At 70.8% G+C, this 24744-nt stretch carries 22 protein-coding genes and 2 pseudogenes; 10 read left to right on the forward strand and 14 right to left on the reverse strand.

Going from position 1 to position 24744, the window contains the following annotated elements; translation table 11 throughout:
- Positions 1-11: 11 nt before the first annotated feature.
- Entirely contained in the window at positions 12-1211 is a 1200-nt protein-coding gene (locus N538_RS0100650; RefSeq protein ID WP_028635684.1) for an amidohydrolase, read from the forward strand.
- Here N538_RS0100650 and N538_RS0100655 read toward each other — a convergent pair.
- From N538_RS0100655 to N538_RS0100670, 4 genes are all read right to left on the reverse strand, one after another.
- Positions 1208-2500: an ABC transporter permease gene (locus N538_RS0100655; RefSeq protein ID WP_081790190.1), complete on the reverse strand. Its 1293-nt coding sequence runs from the start codon at positions 2498-2500 to the stop codon at positions 1208-1210. The genes N538_RS0100650 and N538_RS0100655 overlap by 4 nt on opposite strands.
- On the reverse strand, positions 2497-3720 hold the full coding sequence (locus N538_RS23185) for an ABC transporter permease (RefSeq protein ID WP_231496096.1): 1224 nt from the start codon (positions 3718-3720) through the stop codon (positions 2497-2499). The genes N538_RS0100655 and N538_RS23185 overlap by 4 nt, the downstream gene beginning before the upstream one ends.
- 67 nt (positions 3721-3787) lie before the next feature.
- Positions 3788-5302, reverse strand: coding sequence for an ABC transporter ATP-binding protein (locus N538_RS0100665; protein WP_028635686.1), 1515 nt, complete (start codon positions 5300-5302; stop codon positions 3788-3790).
- A 112-nt stretch (positions 5303-5414) separates the two neighbouring features.
- Complete coding sequence (locus N538_RS0100670) at positions 5415-6542, reverse strand: BMP family lipoprotein (RefSeq protein WP_231496097.1); 1128 nt, start codon at positions 6540-6542, stop codon at positions 5415-5417.
- A gap of 118 nt (positions 6543-6660) precedes the next feature.
- Between N538_RS0100670 and N538_RS0100675 the strand changes: the two genes are divergently transcribed.
- Entirely contained in the window at positions 6661-7056 is a 396-nt protein-coding gene (locus N538_RS0100675) for a cytidine deaminase (protein ID WP_028635688.1), read from the forward strand.
- Positions 7057-7066: 10 nt separating this feature from the next.
- Complete coding sequence (locus N538_RS0100680; RefSeq protein ID WP_028635689.1) at positions 7067-8356, forward strand: thymidine phosphorylase; 1290 nt, start codon at positions 7067-7069, stop codon at positions 8354-8356.
- Between the two features lie 44 nt (positions 8357-8400).
- Here the strand turns inward: N538_RS0100680 and N538_RS0100685 are convergent, their stop codons facing one another.
- Entirely contained in the window at positions 8401-8853 is a 453-nt protein-coding gene (locus tag N538_RS0100685; protein WP_028635690.1) for a MaoC family dehydratase, read from the reverse strand.
- Positions 8854-8890: 37 nt separating this feature from the next.
- Between N538_RS0100685 and N538_RS0100690 the strand changes: the two genes are divergently transcribed.
- The 4 genes and pseudogenes from N538_RS0100690 to N538_RS0100705 all read left to right on the forward strand — a co-directional run bounded on the left by N538_RS0100690 (position 8891) and on the right by N538_RS0100705 (position 11955).
- Entirely contained in the window at positions 8891-9997 is a 1107-nt protein-coding gene (locus N538_RS0100690; protein ID WP_028635691.1) for an adenosine deaminase, read from the forward strand.
- Positions 9994-10470 (forward strand): DUF3592 domain-containing protein, encoded by a 477-nt coding sequence (locus N538_RS28825; RefSeq protein WP_028635692.1) that lies wholly within the window; start codon positions 9994-9996, stop codon positions 10468-10470. The genes N538_RS0100690 and N538_RS28825 overlap by 4 nt, the downstream gene beginning before the upstream one ends.
- A 107-nt stretch (positions 10471-10577) precedes the next feature.
- Positions 10578-11366: pseudogene (locus N538_RS27780) on the forward strand (cation:proton antiporter); the annotation flags it as partial.
- 193 nt (positions 11367-11559) lie between these two features.
- Positions 11560-11955, forward strand: a complete 396-nt coding sequence (locus tag N538_RS0100705; RefSeq protein WP_028635694.1) for an SHOCT domain-containing protein — start codon at positions 11560-11562, stop codon at positions 11953-11955.
- Here the strand turns inward: N538_RS0100705 and gvpJ are convergent.
- The gene (gene gvpJ, locus N538_RS23190) at positions 11952-12449 is read right to left on the reverse strand and encodes a gas vesicle protein GvpJ (protein WP_081790191.1); all 498 of its coding nucleotides are present in this window, start codon (positions 12447-12449) and stop codon (positions 11952-11954) included. The two genes, N538_RS0100705 and gvpJ, sit on opposite strands and share 4 nt — an antisense overlap.
- A 276-nt stretch (positions 12450-12725) precedes the next feature.
- Between gvpJ and N538_RS0100715 the strand changes: the two genes are divergently transcribed.
- The 3 genes from N538_RS0100715 (at position 12726) to N538_RS0100725 (ending at position 16892) form a co-directional block, all read left to right on the forward strand.
- Positions 12726-13358: a uridine kinase gene (locus N538_RS0100715; protein WP_197025193.1), complete on the forward strand. Its 633-nt coding sequence runs from the start codon at positions 12726-12728 to the stop codon at positions 13356-13358.
- A gap of 34 nt (positions 13359-13392) precedes the next feature.
- Positions 13393-14796, forward strand: a complete 1404-nt coding sequence (locus tag N538_RS0100720; RefSeq protein WP_028635696.1) for a metallophosphoesterase — start codon at positions 13393-13395, stop codon at positions 14794-14796.
- Between the two features lie 554 nt (positions 14797-15350).
- Entirely contained in the window at positions 15351-16892 is a 1542-nt protein-coding gene (locus N538_RS0100725; RefSeq protein ID WP_051548537.1) for an outer membrane protein assembly factor BamB family protein, read from the forward strand.
- A 319-nt stretch (positions 16893-17211) separates the two neighbouring features.
- Here the strand turns inward: N538_RS0100725 and N538_RS0100730 are convergent, their stop codons facing one another.
- The 8 genes and pseudogenes from N538_RS0100730 to deoC all read right to left on the reverse strand — a co-directional run bounded on the left by N538_RS0100730 (position 17212) and on the right by deoC (position 24738).
- A complete protein-coding gene (locus tag N538_RS0100730; protein ID WP_028635698.1) occupies positions 17212-18561 on the reverse strand; it encodes an Ig-like domain-containing protein in 1350 nt (449 codons plus the stop codon).
- A gap of 271 nt (positions 18562-18832) precedes the next feature.
- On the reverse strand, positions 18833-19303 hold the full coding sequence (locus tag N538_RS0100735) for an HNH endonuclease signature motif containing protein (protein WP_051548538.1): 471 nt from the start codon (positions 19301-19303) through the stop codon (positions 18833-18835).
- Positions 19304-19400: 97 nt separating this feature from the next.
- Positions 19401-20015, reverse strand: a pseudogene (locus N538_RS29635) (DUF222 domain-containing protein); the annotation flags it as partial.
- Between the two features lie 268 nt (positions 20016-20283).
- A complete protein-coding gene (locus tag N538_RS0100750; RefSeq protein ID WP_028635701.1) occupies positions 20284-20832 on the reverse strand; it encodes a hypothetical protein in 549 nt (182 codons plus the stop codon).
- A complete protein-coding gene (locus N538_RS0100755) occupies positions 20829-21440 on the reverse strand; it encodes an ATP-binding protein (protein WP_028635702.1) in 612 nt (203 codons plus the stop codon). The genes N538_RS0100750 and N538_RS0100755 overlap by 4 nt, the downstream gene beginning before the upstream one ends.
- A gap of 7 nt (positions 21441-21447) precedes the next feature.
- Positions 21448-22320 carry an aldehyde dehydrogenase family protein gene (locus N538_RS0100760; protein WP_028635703.1) on the reverse strand — a complete coding sequence of 291 codons (873 nt, stop codon included), beginning with the start codon at positions 22318-22320 and terminating at the stop codon, positions 21448-21450.
- Positions 22317-23756, reverse strand: coding sequence for an aldehyde dehydrogenase family protein (locus N538_RS0100765; protein ID WP_028635704.1), 1440 nt, complete (start codon positions 23754-23756; stop codon positions 22317-22319). The genes N538_RS0100760 and N538_RS0100765 overlap by 4 nt, the downstream gene beginning before the upstream one ends.
- Before the next feature lie 7 nt (positions 23757-23763).
- Positions 23764-24738: a deoxyribose-phosphate aldolase gene (gene deoC / locus N538_RS0100770; protein WP_028635705.1), complete on the reverse strand. Its 975-nt coding sequence runs from the start codon at positions 24736-24738 to the stop codon at positions 23764-23766.
- Positions 24739-24744 lie beyond the last annotated feature (6 nt).

Here is a 24744-nt window from a genome sequence, read left to right on the forward strand (position 1 = left end):
GGCTCGACCCGATGCCTGAGGTCCCCGATGCCGGTGCGGTGGTCGACGCCGCCGTGGAGGAGTGCGCCGGCGAGCTGATCGCGCTGCGCCGCGACCTGCACGCCCACCCCGAGCTGTCATGGCGGGAGATCCGCACCACGGCGCTCGTGGAGTCCTGGCTCGGCCGGCACGGCTGGCGGGTGACGCAGCTGCCGCGCACCGGCCTGGTCGCCGAGATCGGCGAGACCGGCCCCGTCGTCGCGCTGCGCGCCGACCTGGACGCGCTGCCCGTGCCCGACCTCACCGACGACCCGTGGTCGAGCACCGTCGAGGGCGTCACGCACGCTTGCGGCCACGACGTGCACACCGCGGCGCTGGTCGGCGCCGCCGTCGCGCTCGGCTCCGTCCACGACCGGGGCCTGCTGCCCGGCCGGGTCCGGCTGCTGTTCCAGCCGGCCGAGGAGGTGATGCCCGGCGGGGCGTTGTCCCTCATCGAGCAGGGCGCCCTCGCCGACGTGGAGCGGATCTTCGGACTGCACTGCGACCCGAGCCTGGACGTCGGCAAGGTCGGGCTGAGGGAGGGCCCGATGACCGGCGCCGCGGACCACCTCGAGGTCACCCTGAGCGGTTCGGGCGGGCACACGTCGCGTCCGCACCTGACCGAGGACCTCACCTACGCCCTCGCCAAGGTCGTCACCGAGCTGCCCGCGATCCTGTCCCGTCGGCTGGACCCGCGGGCCGGCGTCAGCGTGGTGTGGGGCATCGTCGAGGCGGGCTCCGCCCACAACGTGATCCCGGCGACCGGGCGCATCGGCGGCACCGTGCGGATGCTCGACGCGGTGGCCTGGTCGGAGGCGGAGAAGCTGGTGCCGGTGCTGGTCGAGCAGATCGTGGCGCCGTACGGCGTCGTCGCGCAGGTCGACTACCAGCGCGGTGTGCCCCCGGTGGTGAACGACGTGGAGTCGATCGTGCTGCTCGGCCACGCGGTCGAGCGGGTGGTCGGCACGCGTGGGCACGTCCCCACCCAGCAGAGCCTCGGGGGCGAGGACTTCGGCTGGTACCTCGACCGCGTGGCGGGAGCGATGGGGCGCCTCGGCACCCGCACGCCCGGCGGCCCGGTCTACGACCTCCACCAGGGCAACCTGCAGGTCGACGAGCGCGCCGTCGCGATCGGCGCGAAGGTGCTCGCGCACGCCGGGGTCGCCGCGCTGGCCCGACCGGCAGACCGCTAGCCCTTGCGGTAGGGGATGCCGTCCGCCGCCGGCGGCCGGGAGCGTCCGACCAGTCCGGCGACCGCGAAGATCGTCACGACGTACGGCAGCATCAGCATGAACTGGCTGGGCACCGGCGACCCGATCACGGACAGCACGCCCTGCAGGTTCGACGCGAAGCCGAACAGCAGCGCGGCCAGCGTGGCTCGGATCGGGTCCCACTTGCCGAAGATGACCGCGGCGAGCGCGATGTACCCGGCGCCTCCGGTCATCTCCCGGTTGAACTGGGGGACGGAGACCAGGGTGTAGAACGCGCCGCCCACGCCGGCGACCGCGCCGGCGATCAGGATCGTGCGGTAGCGGGTCCGGTTGACCTTGATGCCGACGGTGTCGGCGGCCTTGGGGTGCTCGCCGACGGCGCGCACGCGCAGGCCCCACTTGCTGCGGTACAGCGACCAGGTCACCAGGGCGACGGCCACGTAGAGCAGGTAGACGATCACCGTCTGGCGGAAGAAGATCGGGCCGACCAACGGGATGTCGCCGAGCACCGGGATCGGGATCGCCTTGAAGTGCGGTGGGGCGTTCAGCGAGGCTGCGTTCGGCGCGAGCACCTGCGTGAACATGAAGCTCGTGAGGCCGAGCACGAGCACGTTGAGGACGACGCCGACGATAACCTGGTCGACGAAGTAGGTGATCGCGAACAGGCCGAGGATCAGCGCCACCAGCACGCCGGCCGCGCTGGCGGCCACGAGACCGGCCCAGGCGGAGTCGAGGACCGACGCGACCATCGCGGCGGCGAACGCGCCGGCCAGGAGCTGGCCCTCGATGGCGATGTTGACGACGCCGGAGCGCTCACCGAGGACACCACCGAGAGCGCCGAACACCAGGGGTACGGCGAGCGCCAGCGACCCGGAGAGGAGGCCGACGAGAGGGATCGTCCCGCCCGTGGCGGCCCAGGTGAGGAACCCGAACACCCAGGCCACCGAGTAGACGACGACCAGCCACAGCGGCGTGGCCCGGTGACGGCGGTACAGCACGACCGACCAGGCGGCGCAGAGGCCGCAGACGACCACGACGATCCAGGCGGTCAGGGTCGAGGGGACCGTCACGGTCGGCAGCTGCGCGAAGTCGCTCGGGACGGCCAGCCGGTAGGTGGTGTCGCCCGACTTCGGCCAGATCGCCACGATCGCCAGCAGGAGCAGGGCGAGGGTGCTCAGGAGCACCGGTGTCTTCTTCTCGATCACAGTGGTGACGCCCGCCAGCGGAGTCTCGTGGATCGGGATGCTGGCCTCACCGGTGGTGGTGCTCACTTCGCCTCCTTGGCGGGCAGGCGGAACAGGGTCCGGATCAGGGGTGGCGCCGCCAGGAACAGCACGATCAGCGACTGGACCACGAGGACGATGTCGACGGGGATGTTCTGGGACGCCTGCATGGCGAAGCCGCCCGCCTTGAGGGCGCCGAAGAGGATGCCTGCGGCGAGGATGCCCAGCGGCCGCGAGCGGCCGAGCAGCGCCACGGTGATCGCGTCGAAGCCGATGCCCGCGTCGAGGTCGACGGTGACACCGCCCGTGACCGTGCCGAGGACCTGGTTGGCGCCGGCCAGACCGATCAGGGCGCCGGCGATCAGCATGACCACGACGTACGTGCGGCCGACGTCGATGCCGTTCGCCCGGGCCGCCTCGGGATTGATGCCGACCGCGCGGATGCGGAAGCCGAGCGCAGACCGGTCCAGCAGCCACCAGGCGAACGCGACGGCGACCAGGGCGATGATGAAGCCGAGGTGCAGGTTGTACTGGTCACCGAGCAGCTTCGGCAGGACGGCGGAGTCCTTCATCGGCAGCGACTTCGGATTGAAGGAGTTCGGGGCCTGCAGCAGGCTCTGCTTCGAGAGCGCGAAGAAGACCAGGTAGAACCCCACGTAGTTGAGCATGATCGTCACGATCACCTCGTGGGCGCCGGTGCGCGCCTTCAGGAAGCCGGCGATGCCGGCCCACAGGGCCCCGCCGACCATGGCCGCGACGAGGGCCAGGGTCAGGTGCAGGACCGCCGGGAGGTCGAACTGGTAGCCGACCCAGCCCGCCGCCGCGCCGGCGATCAGCATCTGGCCGCGGCCGCCGATGTTGAACAGGCCCGCGCGGAACGCGACGCCGACGCCGAGTCCGGAGACGATCAGCGGCGCCGCGAACTTGGCGGTCTCGGTCAGCGGCTTGACGCCCAGCTGGAAGTTCTCGGCGTCGGTGTTGTAGACCGACCCGCGGAACAGCGCCGTGTAGGCGCCCCAGATGGCGTCCCAGGTCGCGTTGAAGAAGTCCCCGGGCCGCGCCCCGATGTAGCCGGCCGCCGACCGCACGTTCTCGTCGGTGACGGCGATGAGCACCGAGCCGACGAGGACCGCCAGGAGGACGGCGAGAAAGCCGTTGAACATGCTCCCGGAGGCGATCTCACGCAGGGCGGTGCCCCAGCGGTCCTGCTGCGGGGGCTGCTCCGGCTCGGTGGGCGGCTGCTGCTCGGCCTCGACGGCGCTGCTCACGCGGGGTCCCCTCGGAAGTGTGGGCTGGAGGAGCGAAGCGGGGGAAGCCCGCAGTTTCGTGGGGTGTTCATGCGATCGCCCCTTCCGGACGCTCTCCGGTCATCATCAGTCCGAGCACCTCTCTGGGTGTGTCGCCGGGGACGATGCCGACCACCCGACCCCGGTAGAGCACCATGATCCGGTCGGCCAGGGCCGCCACCTCGTCCAGCTCGGTGGAGACCACCAGGACGGCGACGCCGGCGTCGCGGCCGGCCACGATCTGCTTGTGGATGAACTCGATCGAGCCGACGTCGACGCCGCGCGTCGGTTGGGCCGCGACGAGGAGCTTGATGTCCCGGGAGAGCTCGCGGGCCACCACGACCTTCTGCTGGTTGCCGCCGGACAGCTCCTCGGCGAGCGAGGTCACCCCGGCGGCGCGCACGTCGTACTCGCGCACCTTCTCCTCGGCGAACTTCTCCAGCTCGTCCAGCACGAGCGACCCCCGGCGGACGAACGGCCCGCTGTGGCTGCGGTTCAGCATGAGGTTCTCGGCGATGGTGAACTCACCGACCAGGCCCTCGACCTGCCGGTCCTCGGGGATGAAGCCGACGCCGGAGTCGAGCACGTGGCGGACCGAGCGGCCGACCAGCTCCTCGCCGTCGAGGCGGATGGACCCCTGGACGTGGTCCTGGAGCCCCATCAGGGCCTCGGTGAGCTCGGTCTGGCCGTTGCCCTGGACGCCGGCGACCGCGAGGATCTCGCCGGTCCGGATCGAGAAGCTGACGTCGTCGACGTGGACGCGTCCCGCGTCGTCGAAGACCCGGAGGCGGTCGACGACGAGCAGCTCGTCGCCCGGCGTGGCCGGGTCCTTGTGGACCGTCAGCTCGACCGGACGGCCGACCATCAGCGAGGCGAGCTCGGCGTTGCTCGCGGTGGGCTCGGCCTGGCCCACGACCTTGCCGAGCCGGATCACCGTGATCTTGTCGGCGACCGCCCGCACCTCGCGCAGCTTGTGGGTGATGAAGACGATGGCCTTCCCGGCCTCCTTGAGCTCACGCATGATCTGCATCAGCTCGTCGGTCTCCTGCGGCGTCAGCACGGCGGTGGGCTCGTCGAGCACCAGCACCTGGGCGTCGCGCGACAGGGCCTTGATGATCTCGACGCGCTGTTGGACGCCGACGGGGAGGTCCTCGACGAGCGCGTCGGGGTTCACGTCGAACCCGAACTGGTCGGAGATCTCCTTGACCCGGCGGCGGGCCGCGTCGAGGTCGAGGGAGCCCGCGAAGCCGGTCGACTCGTTGCCGAGCATGACGTTCTCGGCGACGGTGAAGACCGGGATCAGCATGAAGTGCTGGTGGACCATGCCGATGCCGGCGGCGATCGCGTCGCCGGGACCCGAGAAGTGCTGGACGGCGCCGTCGAGCTCGATCTCACCCTCGTCGGCCTGGTAGAGGCCGTAGAGGACGTTCATCAGCGTGGACTTGCCCGCGCCGTTCTCGCCGAGGAGGGCGTGGATCTCGCCGGGTTCGACGGTGAGGGAGATGGCGTCGTTGGCGACCAGCGTGCCGAACCGCTTCGTGATGCCGCGGAGGACGAGCTTCATGGGACGGGATCCTAGTGGCGTGGGGGCGTAGGAGTGCGAGAAGGGGAAGGTCGGCGTGAGCCGACCTTCCCCTCTCGGTGGGACTGTTCGTACTACCGGGTCAGAGCCGGGATCAGGACGGGTTCAGGTAGGAGTTCACCGGGATGGAGCCGTCGATGATCCCCTTCTTAATGTCGTCCAGCTTGCCCTGCAGGCCCGGGTCGACCTTGCTGTCGAAGTTGTGGAACGGCGCGATGCCGACGCCGTCGTTCTCGAGCGTGCCGACGTACGGGCTGAAGTCGAAGTTGTCGGGGTCCTTCTGCGCGGACATGATCGCCTCGTAGGTCGAGACCTTCATGTTCTTCATGATCGACGTCAGCACGACGTCCTGCGTGGTCGGGTCGGTCTCGAACAGGTCGGCGTCGACGCCGATCATCGCGATGTCCTTGCCGGAGTCGCCGATGGCGGTGACGGCGCCCTGGTAGATCGGGCCACCGACCGGCAGGATCACGTCGGCGTCCTGGTCGATGATCTGCTTGGCGGTGTTCGTCGCCTTCTCGTTGGCCTCGAAGCCACCGGTGAAGGAGCCGTTCTTGCCGTCCCAGCCGACGACCTTGACGTCCTTGCCGTTCTCCTGGCTGTAGTAGTCGGCGCCCTGCTTGAAGCCGTCCATGAAGATGGTGACGGTCGGGTACGGCTGGCCGCCGTAGGTGCCGACGACGCCGGTCTTGCTGTAGTCAGCCGCGGCGTAGCCCGCGAGGAACGCGGCCTGTGCGGTGTCGTAGAGCAGCGGCTTGATGTTCGGCTCGTCGGCCTTGCCGTCGAACGTCTGGCCGTCGTCGCCACCGTCGGCGGCGTCGTCGATGAGGACGAACTTGATGTCCGGGTTGGCCTTGGCGGCGTCCTTGGTCGCGGCCGCGAGGTTGAAGCCGACGGTCACGATGACGTCGCAGTTCTGGGAGACCAGGTTGTCGATGTTCGGCGCGTAGTCCGCGTCGCTGTTGGACTCGACGGCCTTGAAGTCGGTGCCGAGCTCGTCCGCGGCCTGCTTCACGCCCTCGTAGCTCAGCTGGTTGAACGACTTGTCGTCGAAGCCGCCCGCATCGGAGACGATGCAGGGCAGGAAGTCCGACGCCGCGCTGGTGCTGCCGCCGTCGCTGCCGCCACTGGACTCGTCCGGTGCGCTGCCACATGCCGCCAGCATGGTCGCGGCCACCAGGGCGGCAACGCCGCCGCCTGCGGCCTTCCTCAACTTGTTCACTATTGCCTCCAGAATCTTCGCCCGTCGGATACGGCGCGACAGTCGGTCACCGTACCGTCCATCGTCGTGTCAGCCAGCCGTTACGCGGGAAAGATTGTGTAACGGTTAGGGTGGGCTCGTGGGGGCTACCGAGGCCGATTGGGCCGAGCTGCGTGCGGTCGCCGACGAGGCGGCCACGCACGCCTACGCGCCGTACTCGAAGTATCGCGTCGGCGCCGCCGCGCGGGTCTCGGACGGGCGGGTCGTCGCCGGCTGCAACGTCGAGAACGCGGCGTACGGCGTGACCCTGTGCGCCGAGTGCGGGCTGGTCAGCGACCTGCACCTGGGCGGTGGCGGACGGCTGACCCACTTCGTCTGCGTGAACGGCGACGGCGACGTGATCATGCCCTGCGGCCGCTGCCGGCAGCTGCTCTTCGAGAACGGCGGGCCGGAGCTCCTGGTCTGGACCGTGTCCGGTATCAGGACGATGGCCGAGGTGCTCCCGGATGCCTTCGGGCCAGAGGACCTCGCCTAGGGTTCCGGGCATGCCGACCCGACACGACGCCGTCGAGGTGATCCTCGCCAAGAGGGACCGCCACGAGCTCACCGACAGCCAGATCGACTGGGTGATCGACGCCTACACCCGCGGCGACGTCGCCGACGAGCAGATGGCGGCGCTGGCGATGGCGGTCCTGCTCAACGGCATGAACCGTCGCGAGATCTCCCGCTGGACCGGCGCGATGATCGCGTCGGGGGAGCGGATGGACTTCTCCAGCCTCTCGCGCCCGACCGCCGACAAGCACTCCACCGGGGGCGTCGGCGACAAGATCACGCTGCCGCTGGCCCCGCTGGTGGCCGCGTGCGGCGTCGCCGTCCCCCAGCTCTCGGGGCGCGGCCTGGGCCACACCGGAGGCACGCTCGACAAGCTGGAGTCGATCCCGGGCTGGCGGGCCGCGCTGTCGAACGAGGAGATGCTGGCCCAGCTGGAGTCGGTCGGCGCGGTGATCTGCGCGGCCGGCGACGGCCTGGCCCCGGCGGACAAGAAGCTCTACGCCCTGCGCGACGTCACCGGCACCGTCGAGGCGATCCCGCTGATCGCCTCCTCGATCATGTCCAAGAAGATCGCGGAAGGCACCGGCGCGCTCGTCCTGGACGTGAAGGTCGGCACCGGCGCGTTCATGAAGTCGCTCGACTCCGCGCGCGAGCTGGCCGAGACGATGGTGGCGCTCGGCCAGGATGCCGGGGTGCACACGGTCGCGCTGCTGACCGACATGTCGACGCCCCTCGGGCTGACCGCCGGCAACGCGGTCGAGGTGCAGGAGTCGGTCGACGTGCTGGCCGGCGGCGGACCCGCCGACGTGGTCGAGCTGACGCTGGCACTGGCGCGCGAGATGCTCGCCGGCGCCGGGCGTACCGACGTCGACCCGGCCGAGGTGCTGGCCTCGGGCCGGGCCATGGACGCCTGGAAGGCGATGATCCGGGCGCAGGACGGCGACCCCGACGCCGCGCTCCCGCAGGCGCGCGAGTCCCACGTCGTGACCGCGCCCTCGTCCGGCGTGCTCACCCGCCTGGACGCGATGGCAGTCGGCCTGGCCGCGTGGCGCCTCGGTGCCGGCCGGGCCCGCAAGGAGGACCCGGTGCAGGCGGGCGCCGGCGTCGTCTGGCACGCCCGTCCGGGCGACCCGGTGACCGCGGGACAGCCGTTGTTCACGCTGCTCACCGACGAGGCCGAGCGCTTCGACCGGGCGCTCGCGTCGCTCGAGGGCGGCTACGACGTCGCGCCCGAGGGCACGCCGTTCACGCCCGGTCCGATCGTCATCGACCGGGTGAGCTGACGCCGAGTCGGCGCAGTCTCAGCTGAGACTGCGCCGACTCGGCGTCAGACCAGCAGCAGGACCACGGTCTCGGCGACGCAGGCCGGCTTGGCCTCGCCGTCGATCTCGATGGTGTGGCGCAGGGTGACCTGCTTGCCCGAGGGGAGGTCCGCCACGTCACCGACGGTGACGGTGGAGCGGATCCGCTGGCCGACCTTGACCGGGTGGGGGAAGCGCACCTTGTTGGCGCCGTAGTTGAGCTTGGCGCCGGGGGTGTCGAACCCGAAGACCTGGCTGCCGAGGAACGGGATCAGCGACAACGTCAGGTAGCCGTGCGCGATGGTGCCGCCGAACGGCCCGTCCTTCGCGCGCTCCACGTCCACGTGGATCCACTGGTGGTCCCCGGTGGCCTCGGCGAACAGGTCCACCCGGTCCTGGTCGATGGTGAGCCAGTCGGAGGTCCCGAGCTCGTCGCCGCTCGCGGCAGCGACCTCGTCGAGGGACGTGAAGACGCGCATGCCCGAGAAAATAGCGAACTCTGGAAGGATCGCGGGCATGACCCCGTCCCTCGAACAGATCCGCCGGGCACCGAAGGTCCTGCTGCACGACCACCTCGACGGCGGACTGCGTCCCCAGACGATCATCGACCTGGCCGCCGAGGTCGGCCACGCGCTGCCCGCCGTCGAGGGGCCGATGACCGCGGAGTCGCTGGGACAGTGGTTCGCTGAGGCGAGCGACTCCGGCTCGCTGGAGCGCTACCTCGAGACCTTCGACCACACGGTCGCGGTCATGCAGACCGCTCCGGCGCTGGCCCGGGTCGCCCGGGAGTGCGTGGAGGACCTCGCGGCCGACGGGGTCGTGTACGCCGAGGTGCGGTACGCCCCCGAGCAGCACGTCGGCCAAGGGCTGACCCTCGACGAGGTGGTCGCGGCCGTGCAGGAGGGCTTCGACCAGGGCGTCGCCGCGGCGGGCGGCCGGATCGTCGTACGCCAGCTGCTGACCGCGATGCGCCACCAGGCCCGCTCGATGGAGATCGCGGAGCTCGCGATCGCGTGGCGGGACCGCGGCGTGGCGGGCTTCGACATCGCGGGCGCCGAGGCGGGCTACCCGCCGACCCGGCACCTCGACGCGTTCGAGTACCTCCAGCGCGAGAACGCGCACTTCACGATCCACGCGGGCGAGGGCTTCGGCCTCCCGTCGATCTGGCAGGCGATCCAGTGGTGCGGGGCGGACCGGCTGGGCCACGGCGTGCGCATCATCGACGACATCACCGTGCACGACGACGGCAGCGTGGAGCTCGGCCTGCTGGCGGCGTACGTCCGGGACAAGCGGATCCCGCTGGAGATGTGCCCGTGGTCGAACGTGCAGACGGGTGCCGCGCCGTCGATCGCCGAGCACCCGATCGGGCTGCTGAAGAAGCTCCGCTTCCGGGTCACGGTCAACACCGACAACCGCCTGATGAGCCGCACCTCGATGAGCCACGAGATGGCGTCGCTGGTGGAGGCCTTCGGCTACGGCATCGACGACCTGCGCTGGTTCACGATCAATGCCATGAAGTCGGCGTTCCTGCCGTTCGACGAACGGCTCGCGATCATCGAGGACATCGTCAAGCCGGAGTACGCCGCGCTGGCGGCCGAAGGCGGGCCCGAGGCCGGGACGTGAAGATCCACTACGTCCCCACGGTGCTGCTGCTCGGGTCGGCGGTCCTCGTCATCGTGGTGGCGGGCGTGCTGCTGCTCAAGGGCCGGTCGGTCCGGCGCACCGCCGCGACGTTCCGTGGGCGGGCGGTCACGGCCACGGCCACGGTGACCGCGCTCGAGGCCAAGGACCTCAGCTTCGGTGCTGAGCCGGACACCCGGTACTTCCCGAGGGTGAGCTTCACGCCCGACGGCGCCTCGGAGCCGGTGGAGGTGCTGACGCTGACCGACGTCCCCGCGCCGCCGCCCCGCGTCGGCGCGGAGATCGAGGTGGCGTACGACCCGCAGCGGCCGGACCGGGTCGACGTCGCGGCGACCGGGGGCCACGTCGAGGGGGCGGGCCGGACCTGGTTCGTGCTCAGCTCCCGCGTGGCGCTGGTCGGCCTCGGCATCGCCGCTGCCTGGCTGGTGCTGGTCCTCGTCGTCTGGACGAGCTAGGCGATCCGGTGCCGGGCGCGGGCGAGTCGCTGTTCTGGATCGCCCTGTGTGCCGTGCTCGCTCCGCTGCTCGTCGGCCTGGTGCTGCGGAACAAGGTGCCGGAGGTGGTGCTGCTCCTCATGCTCGGCGTCCTGATCGGCCCGAACGTGCTCGAGCTCGCCGTCGCAGGCGAGGGCGTCACGATGCTGCGCGAGCTGGGGCTCGGCATGCTGTTCCTGCTCGCGGGCTACGAGGTCGAGCCGGCCGAGCTCGTCGGCCGCGGCGGGCGCCGCGCGCTCGTCACGTGGGTCGCCTGCCTGCTCGTCGCGCTCGGCATCGTGCTGCTGCTCGACCGCACCGGCCAGATCGACGGTGAGATCGCGGTCGCGATCGCGCTGACCTCCACCTCGCTGGGCACCCTCCTGCCGATCCTCAAGGACACCCGCCTGCTGGGCACCGGGTTCGGACGCGTCGTCATGAACCACGGTGCGTACGGCGAGCTCGGGCCGATCCTCGCCATGGCGGTGCTGCTCGGCGCCCGCGGCCCGCTGGAGTCCCTTCTCGTGCTGGCCGGATTCGGCCTGCTGGCCCTCGTCCTGCACCGGTTCTCCGCGCGGTTCAGCCCGGAGGGCTCGGTCCTGGCGGTGATCCGTCGTGGCGCCGAGACGTCCGGTCAGACGCAGGTGCGGCTCGTCGTGCTGCTGCTGGTGACGCTGACGGTGGCCGCCGCGGCGTTCGACCTCGACGCCGTTCTCGGTGCGTTCGCCGCGGGATTCGTGCTGCGCCAGCTGGTTCCGGAGGGCCACGAGAGCCTGGAGCACAAGCTCGAGGGGCTGGCGTTCGGTCTCCTCATCCCGGTCTTCTTCATCACCTCCGGCATGGCGATCGACCCGCACGCCGTCGTCGAGGAGCCGGTCGCGCTGGTGGCCTTCGTGGCGCTGATCCTGCTGGTCCGCGGCGGTCTGGTCTTCCTCGCCATCGTCACCGAGGGTGGCCTCGGCCCGCGCCCTCACCGTGCTGGTGTGCCCGCTGCTGGGCCAGCGGCTGCTGTCGCCCGGTCACCCGGATCGGGTGAGCCTCCGGACGAGACCACCTGTCTAGGGTCGCCGCGTGGACAGCTTCTGGGACTTCTTCTGGTTCATCATCTCCTTCTTCCTGCTCATGGCGTACCTCATGGTGCTGTTCCAGATCCTCACGGATCTGTTCCGCGACAAGGGCGTCAGCGGCGGGATGAAGGCGGTCTGGGTCTTCTGCCTGATCTTCTTCCCGATCGTCACCTCGCTGGTGTACCTGATCGTCCGCGGGCAGGGCATGGCCGAGCGCAACGCCGCGGTGATGCGCGCCGCGCAAGCGGACACCGAGGCCTACATCAAGACCGTGGCCGCCGAGACGGGTGGCGGCGGGGGTTCTGCCGCCGACCAGATCGCGCAGGCCAAGGGACTCCTCGACTCCGGGGCGATCAACCAGGCGGAGTACGACCAGCTCAAGGCGAAGGCGCTCAGCTAGTCCTCCGAGTCGTCGTGGGAATCGCCCGGGGTGACGGCGTCGACGACGCGCCCAGCGACGTCCGCCACCCGGTCGCGAACCTCGGAGACGCCGTCCGCCACCTGTTCTGCGGCCCCCTCGACTGAGTCCTCGACCGTGTCGATCACGCCCTCGACGGCGTCGCCGACAGCGCCGACACTGCCGGACAGCTTGTCCTCGACGACGTTCGCGGCCACGTCCCTTGTGAGTCGCTCGGCGCCTTCGGAGAGCGCGTCCGGCAAGGTCGCCCCTCCCTGGTCCCACAGGTCGAGCCGGTTGGTGGCTTCGGCGAACCGCAGGTACGTGTCAGCGCTGGCCACGATCACTCGCGCGTCGATCGTCAAGAGCTCGATGCCCACGACCGATACGCGCGCGTAGGCGTCGATGACGATCCCGCGGTCGAGGATGATGTCGACGACGTCCGCCAGTCCGCTCGGCGCGGGCCGGCTCAGGTATCCGCCGCTGGTCTCAGGCATGGCCCTCCCGCCGTGCCGTCCGAGTGGCCGGGAGGCCACCCCTCGAGGTCGGGCGGTACCCGGCCGATGCGCATCCAGTCGCCAAGGACGAGGATTTCACGTTCGTCGTCCTTCCGCCGAAGCTGCTGGGCGAAGGTGCGGTCGACTTCCGGCCCCGGTCATGAACTGTCGAGACGTCGCTACTCTCGGCGGGTGGATGGGTTGGACTCTGTCTCGACGTGGCGTCAGCCGATGCCGCCGGCCGCCTCCTCGTCTCGGTCCACCCTGGTGACGCGGATGGCAGCGGAGATCCTGGCGCGTTCAGATCGACGGATCCGGGTCGCCGTCGACGGCCGGACCGCGGCCGGCAAGACCTCCTTCGGACACGAGCTCGCGGCGGCTGTCCGCGGGTTCGACCGACCGACCTTGCGGGCCTCCCTCGACGATTTCAAGCACGCGTGGCCGCACGCTGACGAGCACGGATACGACCGGCTCTCAGGCGAGGGCTACTACCGCAACGCCCACGACCACGACTCGGTGCGACGACTCCTGCTCGATCCCGCCGGACCGACCGGATCGGGCCAGGTCGTCCTGTGCGCGCATGACCCCCTGACCGGCATCGACCACCGCGACGTCGTCGTCGAGGCCCGTCCCGACGCGGTCCTGATCGTGGACACGGTCTTCGCGTTCCGCCCCGAGTGGGACGACCTGTGGGACTACAGGATCTGGCTCGAGGTCGCTGCGGCCGAGTCGCTGGCACGCGGCGTCGCCCGCGATGGTTCCAGGGACGGCGCGGACGAGGCGGCTCGGGTGCACCAGGACCGGTACGCGGTTGCCGAGGCCCTCTACATCGCCGAGGTGGACCCCGTCTCCCGCGCCGACGTCGTCATCGACAACCACGACTGGGCGGCCCCGCGCGTCGTTGGGTGACCGGCGGCGTGAGGTCGGCGCCTAGGGTGTCCGGATGGGAGCCGAGAACGACGACGTCCATCGCGAGGAGTTCGTCCACCTCGTCGATCTCTCGCATGACCGGGTCCTGATCGGGTGGGGAGCCTTCTGGTTCCGCCACGACCAGACGGCCGACCGGTGGAACATCCTCGATGACTCCGAGCTGCAGGGCGCCGTGGGCCGGCGTACCTCGATCGGGCATGGCGCGGAGCCGTTCGGTGACGCCCGCGTCGAGGTCCTGGACTCCGGTGGCGAGGTCGTCGCCGAGGTGGGCACCGAGGATCGGACCTGGGTCTGGGTCGAGGGCCTGGAGCCGGACACGGAGTACCGCTACCGGATCCACGTCGACGGCCGCGAGTGGGCGTCGGGCGTGCGCTGGGACTGGGAGCCCACCGCGTCAGGCGGGTACGACCTCGGGCCCGGCAGGGCCTACGACCTCCGGTTCCGCACCTTCCCGGCCCCGGACACCGCGACCCCGGTCGTGCGGTTCGTCGCCGTGGGCGACTACGGCGTCGGGATCAGGTCGGACAGTGAGTCCAGCCGCCGGCAGCGCCGGATCGCGGAGGTGCTCGACGAGCTCGTGCGGCACCACGACGTCCGGTTCGTGCTGTCGTTGGGCGACAACATCTACCAGGGCGAGCTGGGTCAGGTGGACGACGAGAGCGGCGGGGAGGACGACGACTGGTACTCCAGCTTCTTCCAGCCGTATCGCTACGTCATCGCCCGGGTCCCGGTGTTCCCCGCCATCGGCAACCACGACACCACCGACACCGAGGGCAGCGACGACCGGGCGCAGATGGAGGACAACTTCCACGTCCGCGAGCGGTTCCGCGCTCAGCAGGACCGCGCCTCGGTCGGCCCGGGGCTGTTCTACCGCTTCGGCTACGGCCAGGACCTCGAGCTGATCTGCATCGACACCTCCCAGGACAGCGCAGATCCCGAGTACCACCGCTTCTTCGAGGTGCCGGACCACCAGCGATGGCTGGCGGACGCGCTGGCCGTGGCCGATCCCGGCTGGCGGATCCCCTTCTCCCACCACCCGCTGCTCTGCGCCGGACCGGAGCACGGGAACGACCAGGAGATGCTGGAGACCCTGCTGCCGCTCTTCGAGCGGGGCGGCGTGCGGCTCGTGCTCGCCGGCCACGAGCACAACTTCCAGGTCTCGGAGCTGGACGGCCGCACGTACGTCGTCTCCGGGGCGGGAGGCCAGCTTCGGGAGGAGGTCCCCACCGGGTTCGACGACGCCCACACCACCGCCTGGGCGGCTCAGGCGCACCTCCTGATGGTCGAGATCGACGGTGACGAAGCCCGCCTCGCACCCATCTCGGGTCTGCTGCCCGACGGGTCGCTGCACCTGATGACGGCGCTCACGAAGGACAACGAGGTCGTGCGCCCGCCGTTCCTCGTGCGCCGGCCATGACGGGAGGCACCGGGCAACCGGCGGGCTCGGTCTGCTGGGCGACCGCACATCGGAAGGACGCGTGCTGCCCCGCAAGGCGCGTACCGGTTCGGTGTGGGCTTGTCATGCCCGAATTCGATGATTCGGCCGCCTTCACGACCGCGCTAGGTTCCATGTTTAGCCGGGAGCGGACGCACGCCACATGTGCGGGGGCCGCTCGCCGGGACGTGGCAGGAGACGGGCCATGCACCACGATCACCGAGCTCAACCACCGCCCTCGGACGTGGGGCTCCGCCGTGGAGTCACGAGAGCCGGCGCCTAGCGCCTGCTAGTGCTGTGCACACGTCCCGCCCGGCGTTCCTTGCCGGCGGGGACGTCTCGTTCGCTGCCCGGGTGACCGGGTCTCGGACGCATCGTGCGTTCGCGCGCCCGCGTGCGGACGTATTCGGGGTCCACACCCCCTCGCGGCGGCTGTGCGGCCGATCGGACGGAGACCTACCTTGAGACACGCACGCACTACTCGTGGATGGCGGCCCTGGCTCGCCGTCTTCGCACTAGCAACGGCGACCAGCGCCATGGTCGTCACCCCCACCGCCGGGGCGCACGCGGCCGGCGGCTCCGGGCCGCCGCAGTGGCCGATGTTCGGGCAGAATCTCAACAACACGGCGAACGCGCCCGCCACCAAGATCGGCACCGGCAACGTGGGCGCCCTCAAACCGAAGTGGGCCTTCACAACGGGCGGTGACATCTCGGCACGCGCCGCGGTCGTCGACGGCGTCGCCTACTTCCCCGACTGGTCCGGCCACCTCTACGCGATCAAGTCGAGCTCCGGGAAGCTCGTGTGGTCGAAGACCATCCTGGCCGATTACCTGTCCGACGCGTTCTCGCCGGCACCGGCCAAGGTCGTCTCGCGCACGAGCCCGGCTCTCGACACAGCCACGAACACGCTCTACGTCGGTACGCAGAAGGGCGCCTATCTGCTCGCGATCAACGCGACCACCGGCGCGCTGAAGTGGCGGACGCAGCTCGACTCGCACCCGCTCGCCATCGACACCGCCTCCCCGGCCGTGTTCAACGGCGTCGTCTACGTAGGCGTGGCATCTCTCGAAGAGGGGGCAGCCGTCGACTCGACCTATCCCTGCTGCTCCTTCCGCGGCAGCGTGATGGCGGTGAACGCCACGACCGGTGCGGTGCTGTGGAAGACCTACACCGTGCCCACCGGTTACAACGGCGGTGCCGTGTGGGGCAGCACGATCGTTCCCGACCCGGCGCGGGGCTTCGTCTACGCCACGACCGGCAACAACTACTTCACCCCGACCGACCCGGACTACACATCCTGCATCGACGCAGGTCGGACGCAGGAGCAGTGCAACTCGCCCGATGACCACGTCGACTCCGTCATGGCGTTGCGGATCGCCGACGGCACGATCGCGTGGAGCGACCGGTTCGCGACCTCCGACGACTGGACCGTCGCGTGCTTCTTCAGCGGAACGAACTGCCCGGTGAACTCTGGGCCCGACTTCGACTTCGGCTCCGGGGTGCAGCTGTTCACCGCCCAGACCGCGACCGGCCCGAAAACGCTGATCGGAGCCGGCCAGAAGAGCGGCGTGTACACCGCCATCGACCCGAGCACCGGAACGGTCGTCTGGGCCACCCAGGTCGGTCCCGGCTCCTCCCTCGGTGGGATGGAGTGGGGCTCGGCCACTGACGGCAAGCGGATCTACGTCCAGATCGCCAACTTCTACGGGATCCCGGACCAGGTCGGCAATGGCACCACGACCCAAGGTGGGGAGTGGGCGGCCCTCGACGCGGCCACCGGCAGAATCATCTGGAAGGTCGCCGACCCGAACGGCGCCGTCGACCTCGGCCCGATGACCGTGGCCAACGGCGTGGTGTACGCGGCGTCGATGGCTGGCGGAGCGACGAACAAGACGATGTTCGGCCTCGACGCTGCAACCGGCAAGACCCTCTGGAGCTACGCCGCAGGGTCTTCGGTCAACGCCGGAGCATCCATCGCCAACGACACCGTGTTCTGGGGCTCGGGATACTCGAACCTGGGGATTCCCGGCTTCACCGGCAACAACAAGCTGTACGCCTTCAGCATCGGCGGACAGTAGGAGTCGACGTTCGGCCGGGCGCGCTCGGGCGCCCCGGCCGGCGTCGACCCACCGCCCACGACCGACCCAGACCAACGGCCGGCCGAGATCGACCTAGCCCAACCCCGCCCGCGTCCCGACGAGGTCGCTGTCTCGCGTCGCCGCCAGGACGATGCCCCGCCGGTCCCACGCGGGTCCTCCTGGCGCCTCTTGAGAAGCCAGACAATCCCGGAGGTCCACGAGACCACCACGCCGCCCACCGCGATGCCGAACCCGAGAAACGCTCCCAGGACGAAGACCGCCGGGACGGCTGGGCTCGTGGGGTAGCTGGCCGCCCTGATCAGGGACGGAGGTTGAGGTGGAGGTGGCCGTAGCCGGCGAACCCTCGGGGGTGGCCGATCTGCGCGTACCACCGCAGGTAGGTCCACTCGACCTGCACATGTCGGACGCTGTGAGCCGCGACCCCAACGGTGCGCTGGGCGCCCGCGATCTCGGGGTCGTCGATCCGGACACGGACGCTGTCGCCGTTCCGGTTAGCGATCCGCAGGTCGCCGCCGTGGGCTGTGACCCCCACCGGCCTGGCGCGGCGCAGGTGGACGGTGACGGTGCCGGGGGCGAGGCGCGCAACGTTGCAGGCGTAGTAGGTGATGCTGAAGGTCCCGTTGCTGTCCTGATCCGTCGAGACCTGGAAGCCGGTGTTCGACAGCTGGGTGAAGGCGGAGACAGCGCGGCCGCTCGAGTCGATGCGGCAGACATCGAGGTGCTGCCCCTGTGGGTCGAAGTCGTTCGCGAGGACATGCACCCGGGCCTGGGCGCCGGCCCACCAACTCACCCCGTCGAACTGGGTGACCGGTGGCGCGACCGTGGTCGGGTCGATCCCATCGCCAGTACGGCGTGCCCCCGGCGCCGCGTTCGAGCGGCGCGGTAGGGCCGCCCTGCCGTCAGCCCGCGTGTTGTCCAGCGCGTCGGCCAGCGGGTCAGCCAGCGCCCCAGCCAGCGCGGAGTGGACGCGGACGCGACCGACCGCCCTGGTGGGGCGGGGGTTGCCGGATGGTTTCAGGCCGCGCACGGTGCCGTAGCCGGTGTAGACCCCGACCTCGCCTTCGGCGAAGCCGGCCGCCCAGTCAACCCGGGAGGTGCCTGCCCGGACCAGCCGCGAGCCACCTGAGGCGATCCGCACGATGCCGAGGAAATCGTCGGCGCTCGGCGGCCCCCACAAGAAGAAGACGCGGTGCTGGTCCGGGTTCGTCACCCGCAGCAGGCGCGGGCGTCGCGGTACCTTCTCGACCGTCGTCACGCCCACGGGCTGCACGTCCAGCGTCAGCGTGGCCGGGACGAGGTAGGAGCGATCGCAGACCTGGTAGTCGTAGGTGTAGACACCGGTCGCGCTCGGATCGAGGCTGACCTCGACCCGGCCGTTGCGCTCGCCGTCCTCGGGCTCGACGTCTAGGCGCCAGTCGGGCTGCGCCTCACCGAACCGGCAGACCTGCAGCTTCTCGCCATCTGGGTCGGAGTCGTTCGCGAGAAGCTTGACCACGGCCCCGGAGGTGCCGGCCCACAGCGTCACGGTCTCGCCTTGGGTCACCGGCACCTGGTCGACCTGATCGGCCGAAGCCGAGGACACTCCGAGCGCGACCCAGCCCACGGTTGCCAGGGCGAGGACGGCGCGGAGAGGACGGCGGCGGTGCATGCGGCACACCGTAGGCGACGGCATCGTCGCTCGGACCGATTCCGGGCAACACACGATCGCCGGCCTTGGACGCACCGAGACCAACTCGACGGCGACCACGTCGAGGGCAAGACGTGGGTCCATGCCGTGGCATCAGCGCTCAGCGCCTTGGAACTCGTCTCGACAGCGTCCGGATCTGGCCGCATTCCACGCGGGTCGCGGCGCTGGGGTTTGTCAGGCAGGACCGCGCCCATCGGCCGGTCTGTGGTGGAGGGTTGTCGGACCGGTCGGTCTACGTCCGTCGGTGGTAGCGGGTGTGGTGCTGGGGGCAGAGCAGCCTGCCGTGATCTACATCGGTGGGTCCGCCTCGGCTGAACGGCGGCTCGTGATGGGTGTGGCACATCTCCGGCGGCCAATCGCAGCCGGGCTCGGTGCAGCCCTTGTCCCGGAGGGCGATCGCGATCCGCTGGGCCTTGGTGTGGAACCGGCGGGCGCGGCCGAGGTCGAGCACCGCGGAGCTGCCGCTCAGCACGGCGGGGATGATCCCCGCCTCGCAGGCCAGCCGGCGGGCCACCCCGGGCGAGATCCTCTCCCCGGTGTCCAGCAGCGCCGCCTGCTCGAGCTTCCCGAGCAGGCTGTCCAGCGTCATCGTGACCACCACGGTCGCGGACACCCCGCCGGTCTGGGGGAGCCGGTGGGCGGGGTAGCGCTCGATCAGCTCGCAGAACGCCCGCCCCAGCCGTTCCCGGCCCGGCCGGGGCACGGGCACCGGCGCCGGGGGCGGCGGGGCCGTCGGTGGCGGTGCGGTGCTTGGGCGCGGCGATCGCGAGCAGCATCTTCTTCAGCGCCGCACCGTGGAAGGACGGCACCGTGAACCGGCCGTGGCACTTGCCGTGCCCGTCATCGACCATCGTGAACGTGGTGGCCAGCAGCGCGTCGGCCTCCTCGCGGGCGAGCTGCTTCGCTTCGTAGGTGTCGGCCAGGTCGGGGGCGACCACGTCCATCAGCCGCTTGCCCAGGATCCGCAGGGTCGGGGCGGTGTGCTCGCGTCCGGCGGCCACCAGGTGCCGCTCCGCCTTCTCCACCAAGGCCGGGTCGAGGTCGCCGGGGAGCTGGTCCAGCGCGGTGACGATCACCCGGGCCTGCTCGACCACCAGGTCACCGGCCGCCAGCGCGTCCCGGACATGGCCGCGGGTCACCAGCGCCTGGCCGAGCTTCACCTGGCCGAGCACTACGGGCTTGGTCTGCCGGGTCCGGTGCGCCCACGCGTCCACGGTCTCGTCGTCGGCGTGCTCGGCCACCCGGGCCTCGAGCTCGGCGACCTTCGCCTTGAGCTTGCTGATCTCCACGAGCGTCGCGGTGGTCTCCGCGGCGTCCATGGACCACACCGAGGCGTCCGCGACCGCATCGATCTCGGTGTGGGCGTGGGCGACGGCCACCGAGACCCGGTGCCTGGGTGTGGCCATCGCTGTCATGGTGCTACTCAAGCACCGAGCACCGACACCGAGAGGCCCAGAACCCCTTGTTCCACGGGGTTCTGGGTAACGAACAGGTCACGATTCCGAGCCGCTTTCCACAGGCCCAGGGATACGGCGGGCCCGCAAGCCGGGGATCGGCGCCGACCACCCGCCCACCGTTCCGTTTGCTGCCTTTCGGTCGCCACCACCCACTGCCGGGAGGTCGCGGACATCACCCCGCCACCGCCCGGTCGCCACCACTCACGAACCGGCCCAGCGCGTGCAGCTAGTCCGGCAGGACCGCCCACCAGGCCCGGTCCCACCCGGCCAGGCCGATGCGGGACCGGCGGAACTCCTCGCGACCGACGTCCATCAGTCGTCCGGCGGCGGGTTCGAAGAACCGCAGCCGGCTGCCCTCCTCACCGAGCGCGAGCACGACGTGGCGCGGCAGCCAGCGGCTGCCGACGTACACCGGCACCGGCCGGAGGTCCCGGGTGGCTGCGACGATCGCGTCGTACCCGGCCGCGGGGGAGGTCCGGATCCAGCGCACGTCGCGGTCACCCAGCTGGCGCGCGACAGCCCACGGCGGCGTGCCGAGCGCACGCGGCCAGGGCAGCTGGAGCCGGCCGTCGTTGACCAGCCCGGTGACGTGCTGGTGCATCATCAGCACCTCCGCGCGGAACCGGTCCGGGACCGACGGCGCGGAGCCGACGTACTCGCCGTACGCGTGGTCAGTGATCATCCGGGCCACGACCAGGCAGGTCGCACCGCAGCTCACCCGGTCCGGCTGGGCCAGCCGCTCCCGGAAGACCCGCTCGGGCCAGTCCTCGGTCACGCCTGCGACCCCTGGCCGAGGAGGGCGCGGATCGCGGCGAACGCCTGGTCCGAACTGACCGGCAGGCAGCCGCGCTCGACGGCGTGCGCCACGACGCGCTGCTGGTCGCGCATCAGGGCCAGGCCGCGCCGGACCAGCACCAGGGGCGGCTTGCGGTGCTCGCGCAGGTCGCGGGTGAGTCGCCGCCAGAACGTCACCATCGGGTGCTGCCGCACGCAGTACGCCGCCGCGAGCAGGCCCGCCTCCCGGCAGTGCGACACCACCTCCTGGGCGAAGATGCCCTCGGCCACGAAGAGGTCGTGCCCGCCGAGGTCCAGCGTCTGCCAGCCGCACCGGCCGTTCTGCGCGATCTCGTAGACCGGCACCTCGGCCCGCCCGGTCCGGCACAGCTCGTCGAGCGCGGCCATCGCGTCCTCGAGCAGCCACGACTCGGGATCGTCCCAGTCGACGATGCCGGCGTTCGCGCCCTCGGTGATGAGGGGGAGCGTGGGGTCACCGGCGCTCTTGTAGAAGTCGTCGAGCCGCAGCACCGGCAGGCCGATGCGCTCGGCGAGGCGGGACTTGCCAGCCCCCGAAGGGCCGGCCAGGACGATCACACGTGCGCGCACCGGCGGGTCAGACGCCGATGGGGTGCCAGACCGTCTTGGTCTCGAGGAAGGCCGTCATCGGGTCGAGCCCGGGCGCGGCAGCCCAGTCCGGCTCGGCGGCCGGCGCGCGGCGTACCCGCTTCAGGTTGTCGGCCGCGGCGACCTCGAGCTCGGTCGCGAGTGACGCGTCGCCGGCGATGCCGGTGAGGTCGATCGCGTTCACGTCCATGTGCGCCGCCAGCCACGGTCCGATCGTCGCTGCCGAGCCGGTCAGGATGTTGACCACGCCGCCCGGGACGTCGGACGTCGCGAGCACCTCGGCGAACGTCACCGCCGGCAACGGCCGCTCGTACGACGAGACCACGACGGCCGTGTTGCCCGTCACGACCACGGGCGCGACGGCGCTGACCAGGCCGAGCAGGCTCGACTGCTGCGGCGCGAGCACCGCGACGACGCCGGTCGGCTCCGGGGTGGACAGGTTGAAGAACGGACCTGCCACCGGGTTCGCGTTGCCGACCACCTGGGTGATCTTGTCCGCCCAGCCGGCGTACCAGACCAGCCGGTCGATGGCCTCGTCGAGCGCCTTGTCCGCCCTGGCGGCGGAGAGGCCCTCGGACTGGGTGATCGCCTGCACGAACTGCGGACGGCGGTCCTCCATGACCTCGGCGACCCGGTAGAGGATCTGCGCCCGGTTGTACGCGGAGCGTGTCGACCAGCCGCCGAACGCCTTGCGGGCGGCGACGACGGCGTCGCGCGCGTCCTTGCGGGACGCGAGGGCGGCGTTCGCCACGAACTTCCCCTTGCTGTCGGTCACCTCGTAGGAGTGGCCGGACTCGGACCGGGGGAACGCGCCCCCGATGTAGAGCTTGTAGGTCTTCCGGACGTCGATGCGGGCGCTCATCGCAGGTAGGCCTCCAGACCGTGCCGGCCGCCCTCGCGGCCGTAGCCCGACTCCTGGTAGCCGCCGAACGGGCTGGTCGGGTCGAACTTGTTGAACGTGTTGGCCCACACCACGCCGGCGCGCAGCTGGTTCGCCATGTGCAGGATCCGGGAGCCCTTGTCGGTCCAGACACCGGCGGAGAGGCCGTACGGCGTGTTGTTCGCCTTCTCGACCGCCTCGGACGGCGTGCGGAACGTGAGCACCGACAACACCGGGCCGAAGATCTCCTCGCGCGCGATCCGGTGCGCCTGCGAGACGCCGGTGAACAGCGTCGGCGGGAACCAGAAGCCCTTCGTCGGCAGGTCGCACGCGACCTCCCAGCGCTCCGCGCCCTCGGCGTCGCCGAGCTCGGACAGCTCGCGGATCCGCTTGAGCTGCTCGCCGGAGTTGATCGCGCCGATGTCGGTGTTCTTGTCCAGCGGGTCGCCCATGCGGAGCGTCGACATCCGCCGCTTCAGGCGCTCGAGCAGCTCCTCGGAGATGCTCTCCTGCACGAGCAGGCGGGAGCCGGCGCAGCAGACGTGGCCCTGGTTGAAGAAGATCCCGTTGACGATGCCCTCGACCGCCTGGTCGATGGGGGCGTCGTCGAAGACGATGTTCGCGGCCTTGCCGCCGAGCTCGAGCGTCACCTTCTTCTCGGTGCCGGCGACGGAGCGGGCGATCGCCTTGCCGACCTCGGTCGAGCCGGTGAACGCGACCTTGTCGATGTCCGGGTGGCCGACGAGTGCCTGACCGGTGCCGCCGGCGCCCGTGACGATGTTGACCACGCCGGGCGGGAGGTCCGCCTGCTGGCAGATCTCCGCGAACAGCAGCGCGGTCAGCGGGGTCGTCTCCGCCGGCTTGAGCACCACCGTGTTGCCGCAGGCGAGCGCCGGGGCGATCTTCCAGGCCAGCATCAGCAGCGGGAAGTTCCACGGGATGATCTGGCCCGCGACGCCGAGCGGCTGCGGGTCGCTGCCGCGACCGGCGTACTCCAGCTTGTCGGCCCAGCCGGCGTAGTAGAAGAAGTGCGCGGCCACGGTCGGGACGTCGACGTCGCGCGACTCCTTGATCGGCTTGCCGTTGTCGAGCGACTCCAGGACGGCGAGCTCGCGGCTGCGCTCCTGGATGATCCGGGCGATCCGGTAGAGGTACTTGGCGCGCTCGCGGCCCGGCATCCGCGACCAGACCTTGTCGTAGGCCCGCCGGGCGGCCTTCACCGCGGCGTCCACGTCGGCCTGGTCGGCCTCGGCGACCTCGGCGAGGACCTCCTCGGTGGCCGGGCTGATCGTCTTGAACGGCGTGCCGTGGCCGTCGGTGAACTCGCCGTTGACGAAGAGGCCGTAGGACGGCTTGATGTCGACGATGCTCCGCGACTCGGGGGCCGGGGCGTACTCGAACGGGTTGGTGTCTGCCATCAGGAGATCAGTCCAGCGTGAAGTAGTCGGGACCGGAGTAGCGGCCGGTCTTCATCTTGGTGCGCTGCATCAGCAGGTCGTTGAGCAGCGTGGAGGCGCCGAAGCGGAACCAGGCCGGGTCCAGCCAGTCCGGGCCCGCGACCTCGTTGACCATCACGAGGTACTTGATGGCGTCCTTGGCGGTGCGGATGCCGCCTGCCGGCTTCACGCCGACCATGGTGCCGGTCTGCTCGCGGAAGTCGCGGACCGCCTCGAGCATCACCAGCGTGACCGGCAGGGTCGCCGCCGGCTGCACCTTGCCGGTGGAGGTCTTGATGAAGTCGGCGCCGGCCATCATCGCCAGCCAGCCCGCCCGGCGGACGTTGTCATAGGTCTGCAGCTCGCCGGTCTCCAGGATCACCTTCAGGTGGGCGCTCTCGCCGTCGGCCCGGGCGCACGCCTGCTTGACCGCCACGATCTCCTCGAACGCGTGCAGGTAGCGACCGGCGAGGAACGCGCCCCGGTCGAGGACCATGTCGATCTCGTCGGCCCCGGCCTCGACCGCGTCGCGGGTGTCGGCGAGCTTGATGTCGAGGGCGGCACGGCCGCTCGGGAACGCCGTGGCGACGGCGGCCACGTGCACGCCGCTGGTGCCCAGCACCTCGCGGGCCGTGGCGACCATGTCGGGGTACACGCAGACCGCTGCGACCTGCGGCGTGGTCGGGTCCGCGGGGTCGGGCCGCATCGCCTTGGCGGACAGGGCGCGGACCTTGCCGGGGGTGTCCTGGCCCTCCAGGGTCGTCAGGTCGACCATCCGGATGGCGAGGTCGAGCGCGTACGCCTTCGCGGTGGTCTTGATGGAACGGGTGCCGAGCCCGGCCGCGCGCGCCTCCGCGCCGACCTGGTCGACGCCGGGCAGCCCGTGCAGGAACCGCCGCAGTGCGGCCTCGGACCTGGTGACGTCGTCGAACGCCGGGTCGAGGAGGGTGGAGGTGCTGGTCACCGACCC

This window comes from Nocardioides sp. URHA0032 (genome assembly GCF_000620645.1).
Classification (GTDB): domain Bacteria; phylum Actinomycetota; class Actinomycetes; order Propionibacteriales; family Nocardioidaceae; genus Nocardioides.

What these genes read in the sequence shown, in the direction of transcription:
- N538_RS0100650 (WP_028635684.1), top strand. Translation starts at nt 12, where the DNA reads ATGCCTGAGGTCCCCGATGCCGGTGCGGTGGTCGACGCCGCCGTGGAG.
- gvpJ (WP_081790191.1), bottom strand. Translation starts at nt 12,449, where the DNA reads ATGCCTGAGACCAGCGGCGGATACCTGAGCCGGCCCGCGCCGAGCGGA.
- N538_RS0100720 (WP_028635696.1), top strand. Translation starts at nt 13,393, where the DNA reads ATGGGAGCCGAGAACGACGACGTCCATCGCGAGGAGTTCGTCCACCTC.
- N538_RS0100730 (WP_028635698.1), bottom strand. Translation starts at nt 18,561, where the DNA reads ATGCACCGCCGCCGTCCTCTCCGCGCCGTCCTCGCCCTGGCAACCGTG.
- N538_RS0100690 (WP_028635691.1), top strand. Translation starts at nt 8,891, where the DNA reads ATGACCCCGTCCCTCGAACAGATCCGCCGGGCACCGAAGGTCCTGCTG.
- N538_RS0100715 (WP_197025193.1), top strand. Translation starts at nt 12,726, where the DNA reads ATGGCAGCGGAGATCCTGGCGCGTTCAGATCGACGGATCCGGGTCGCC.
- N538_RS0100680 (WP_028635689.1), top strand. Translation starts at nt 7,067, where the DNA reads ATGCCGACCCGACACGACGCCGTCGAGGTGATCCTCGCCAAGAGGGAC.
- N538_RS0100685 (WP_028635690.1), bottom strand. Translation starts at nt 8,853, where the DNA reads ATGCGCGTCTTCACGTCCCTCGACGAGGTCGCTGCCGCGAGCGGCGAC.
- N538_RS0100765 (WP_028635704.1), bottom strand. Translation starts at nt 23,756, where the DNA reads ATGGCAGACACCAACCCGTTCGAGTACGCCCCGGCCCCCGAGTCGCGG.
- N538_RS0100725 (WP_051548537.1), top strand. Translation starts at nt 15,351, where the DNA reads ATGGTCGTCACCCCCACCGCCGGGGCGCACGCGGCCGGCGGCTCCGGG.
- N538_RS0100665 (WP_028635686.1), bottom strand. Translation starts at nt 5,302, where the DNA reads ATGAAGCTCGTCCTCCGCGGCATCACGAAGCGGTTCGGCACGCTGGTC.
- N538_RS0100760 (WP_028635703.1), bottom strand. Translation starts at nt 22,320, where the DNA reads ATGAGCGCCCGCATCGACGTCCGGAAGACCTACAAGCTCTACATCGGG.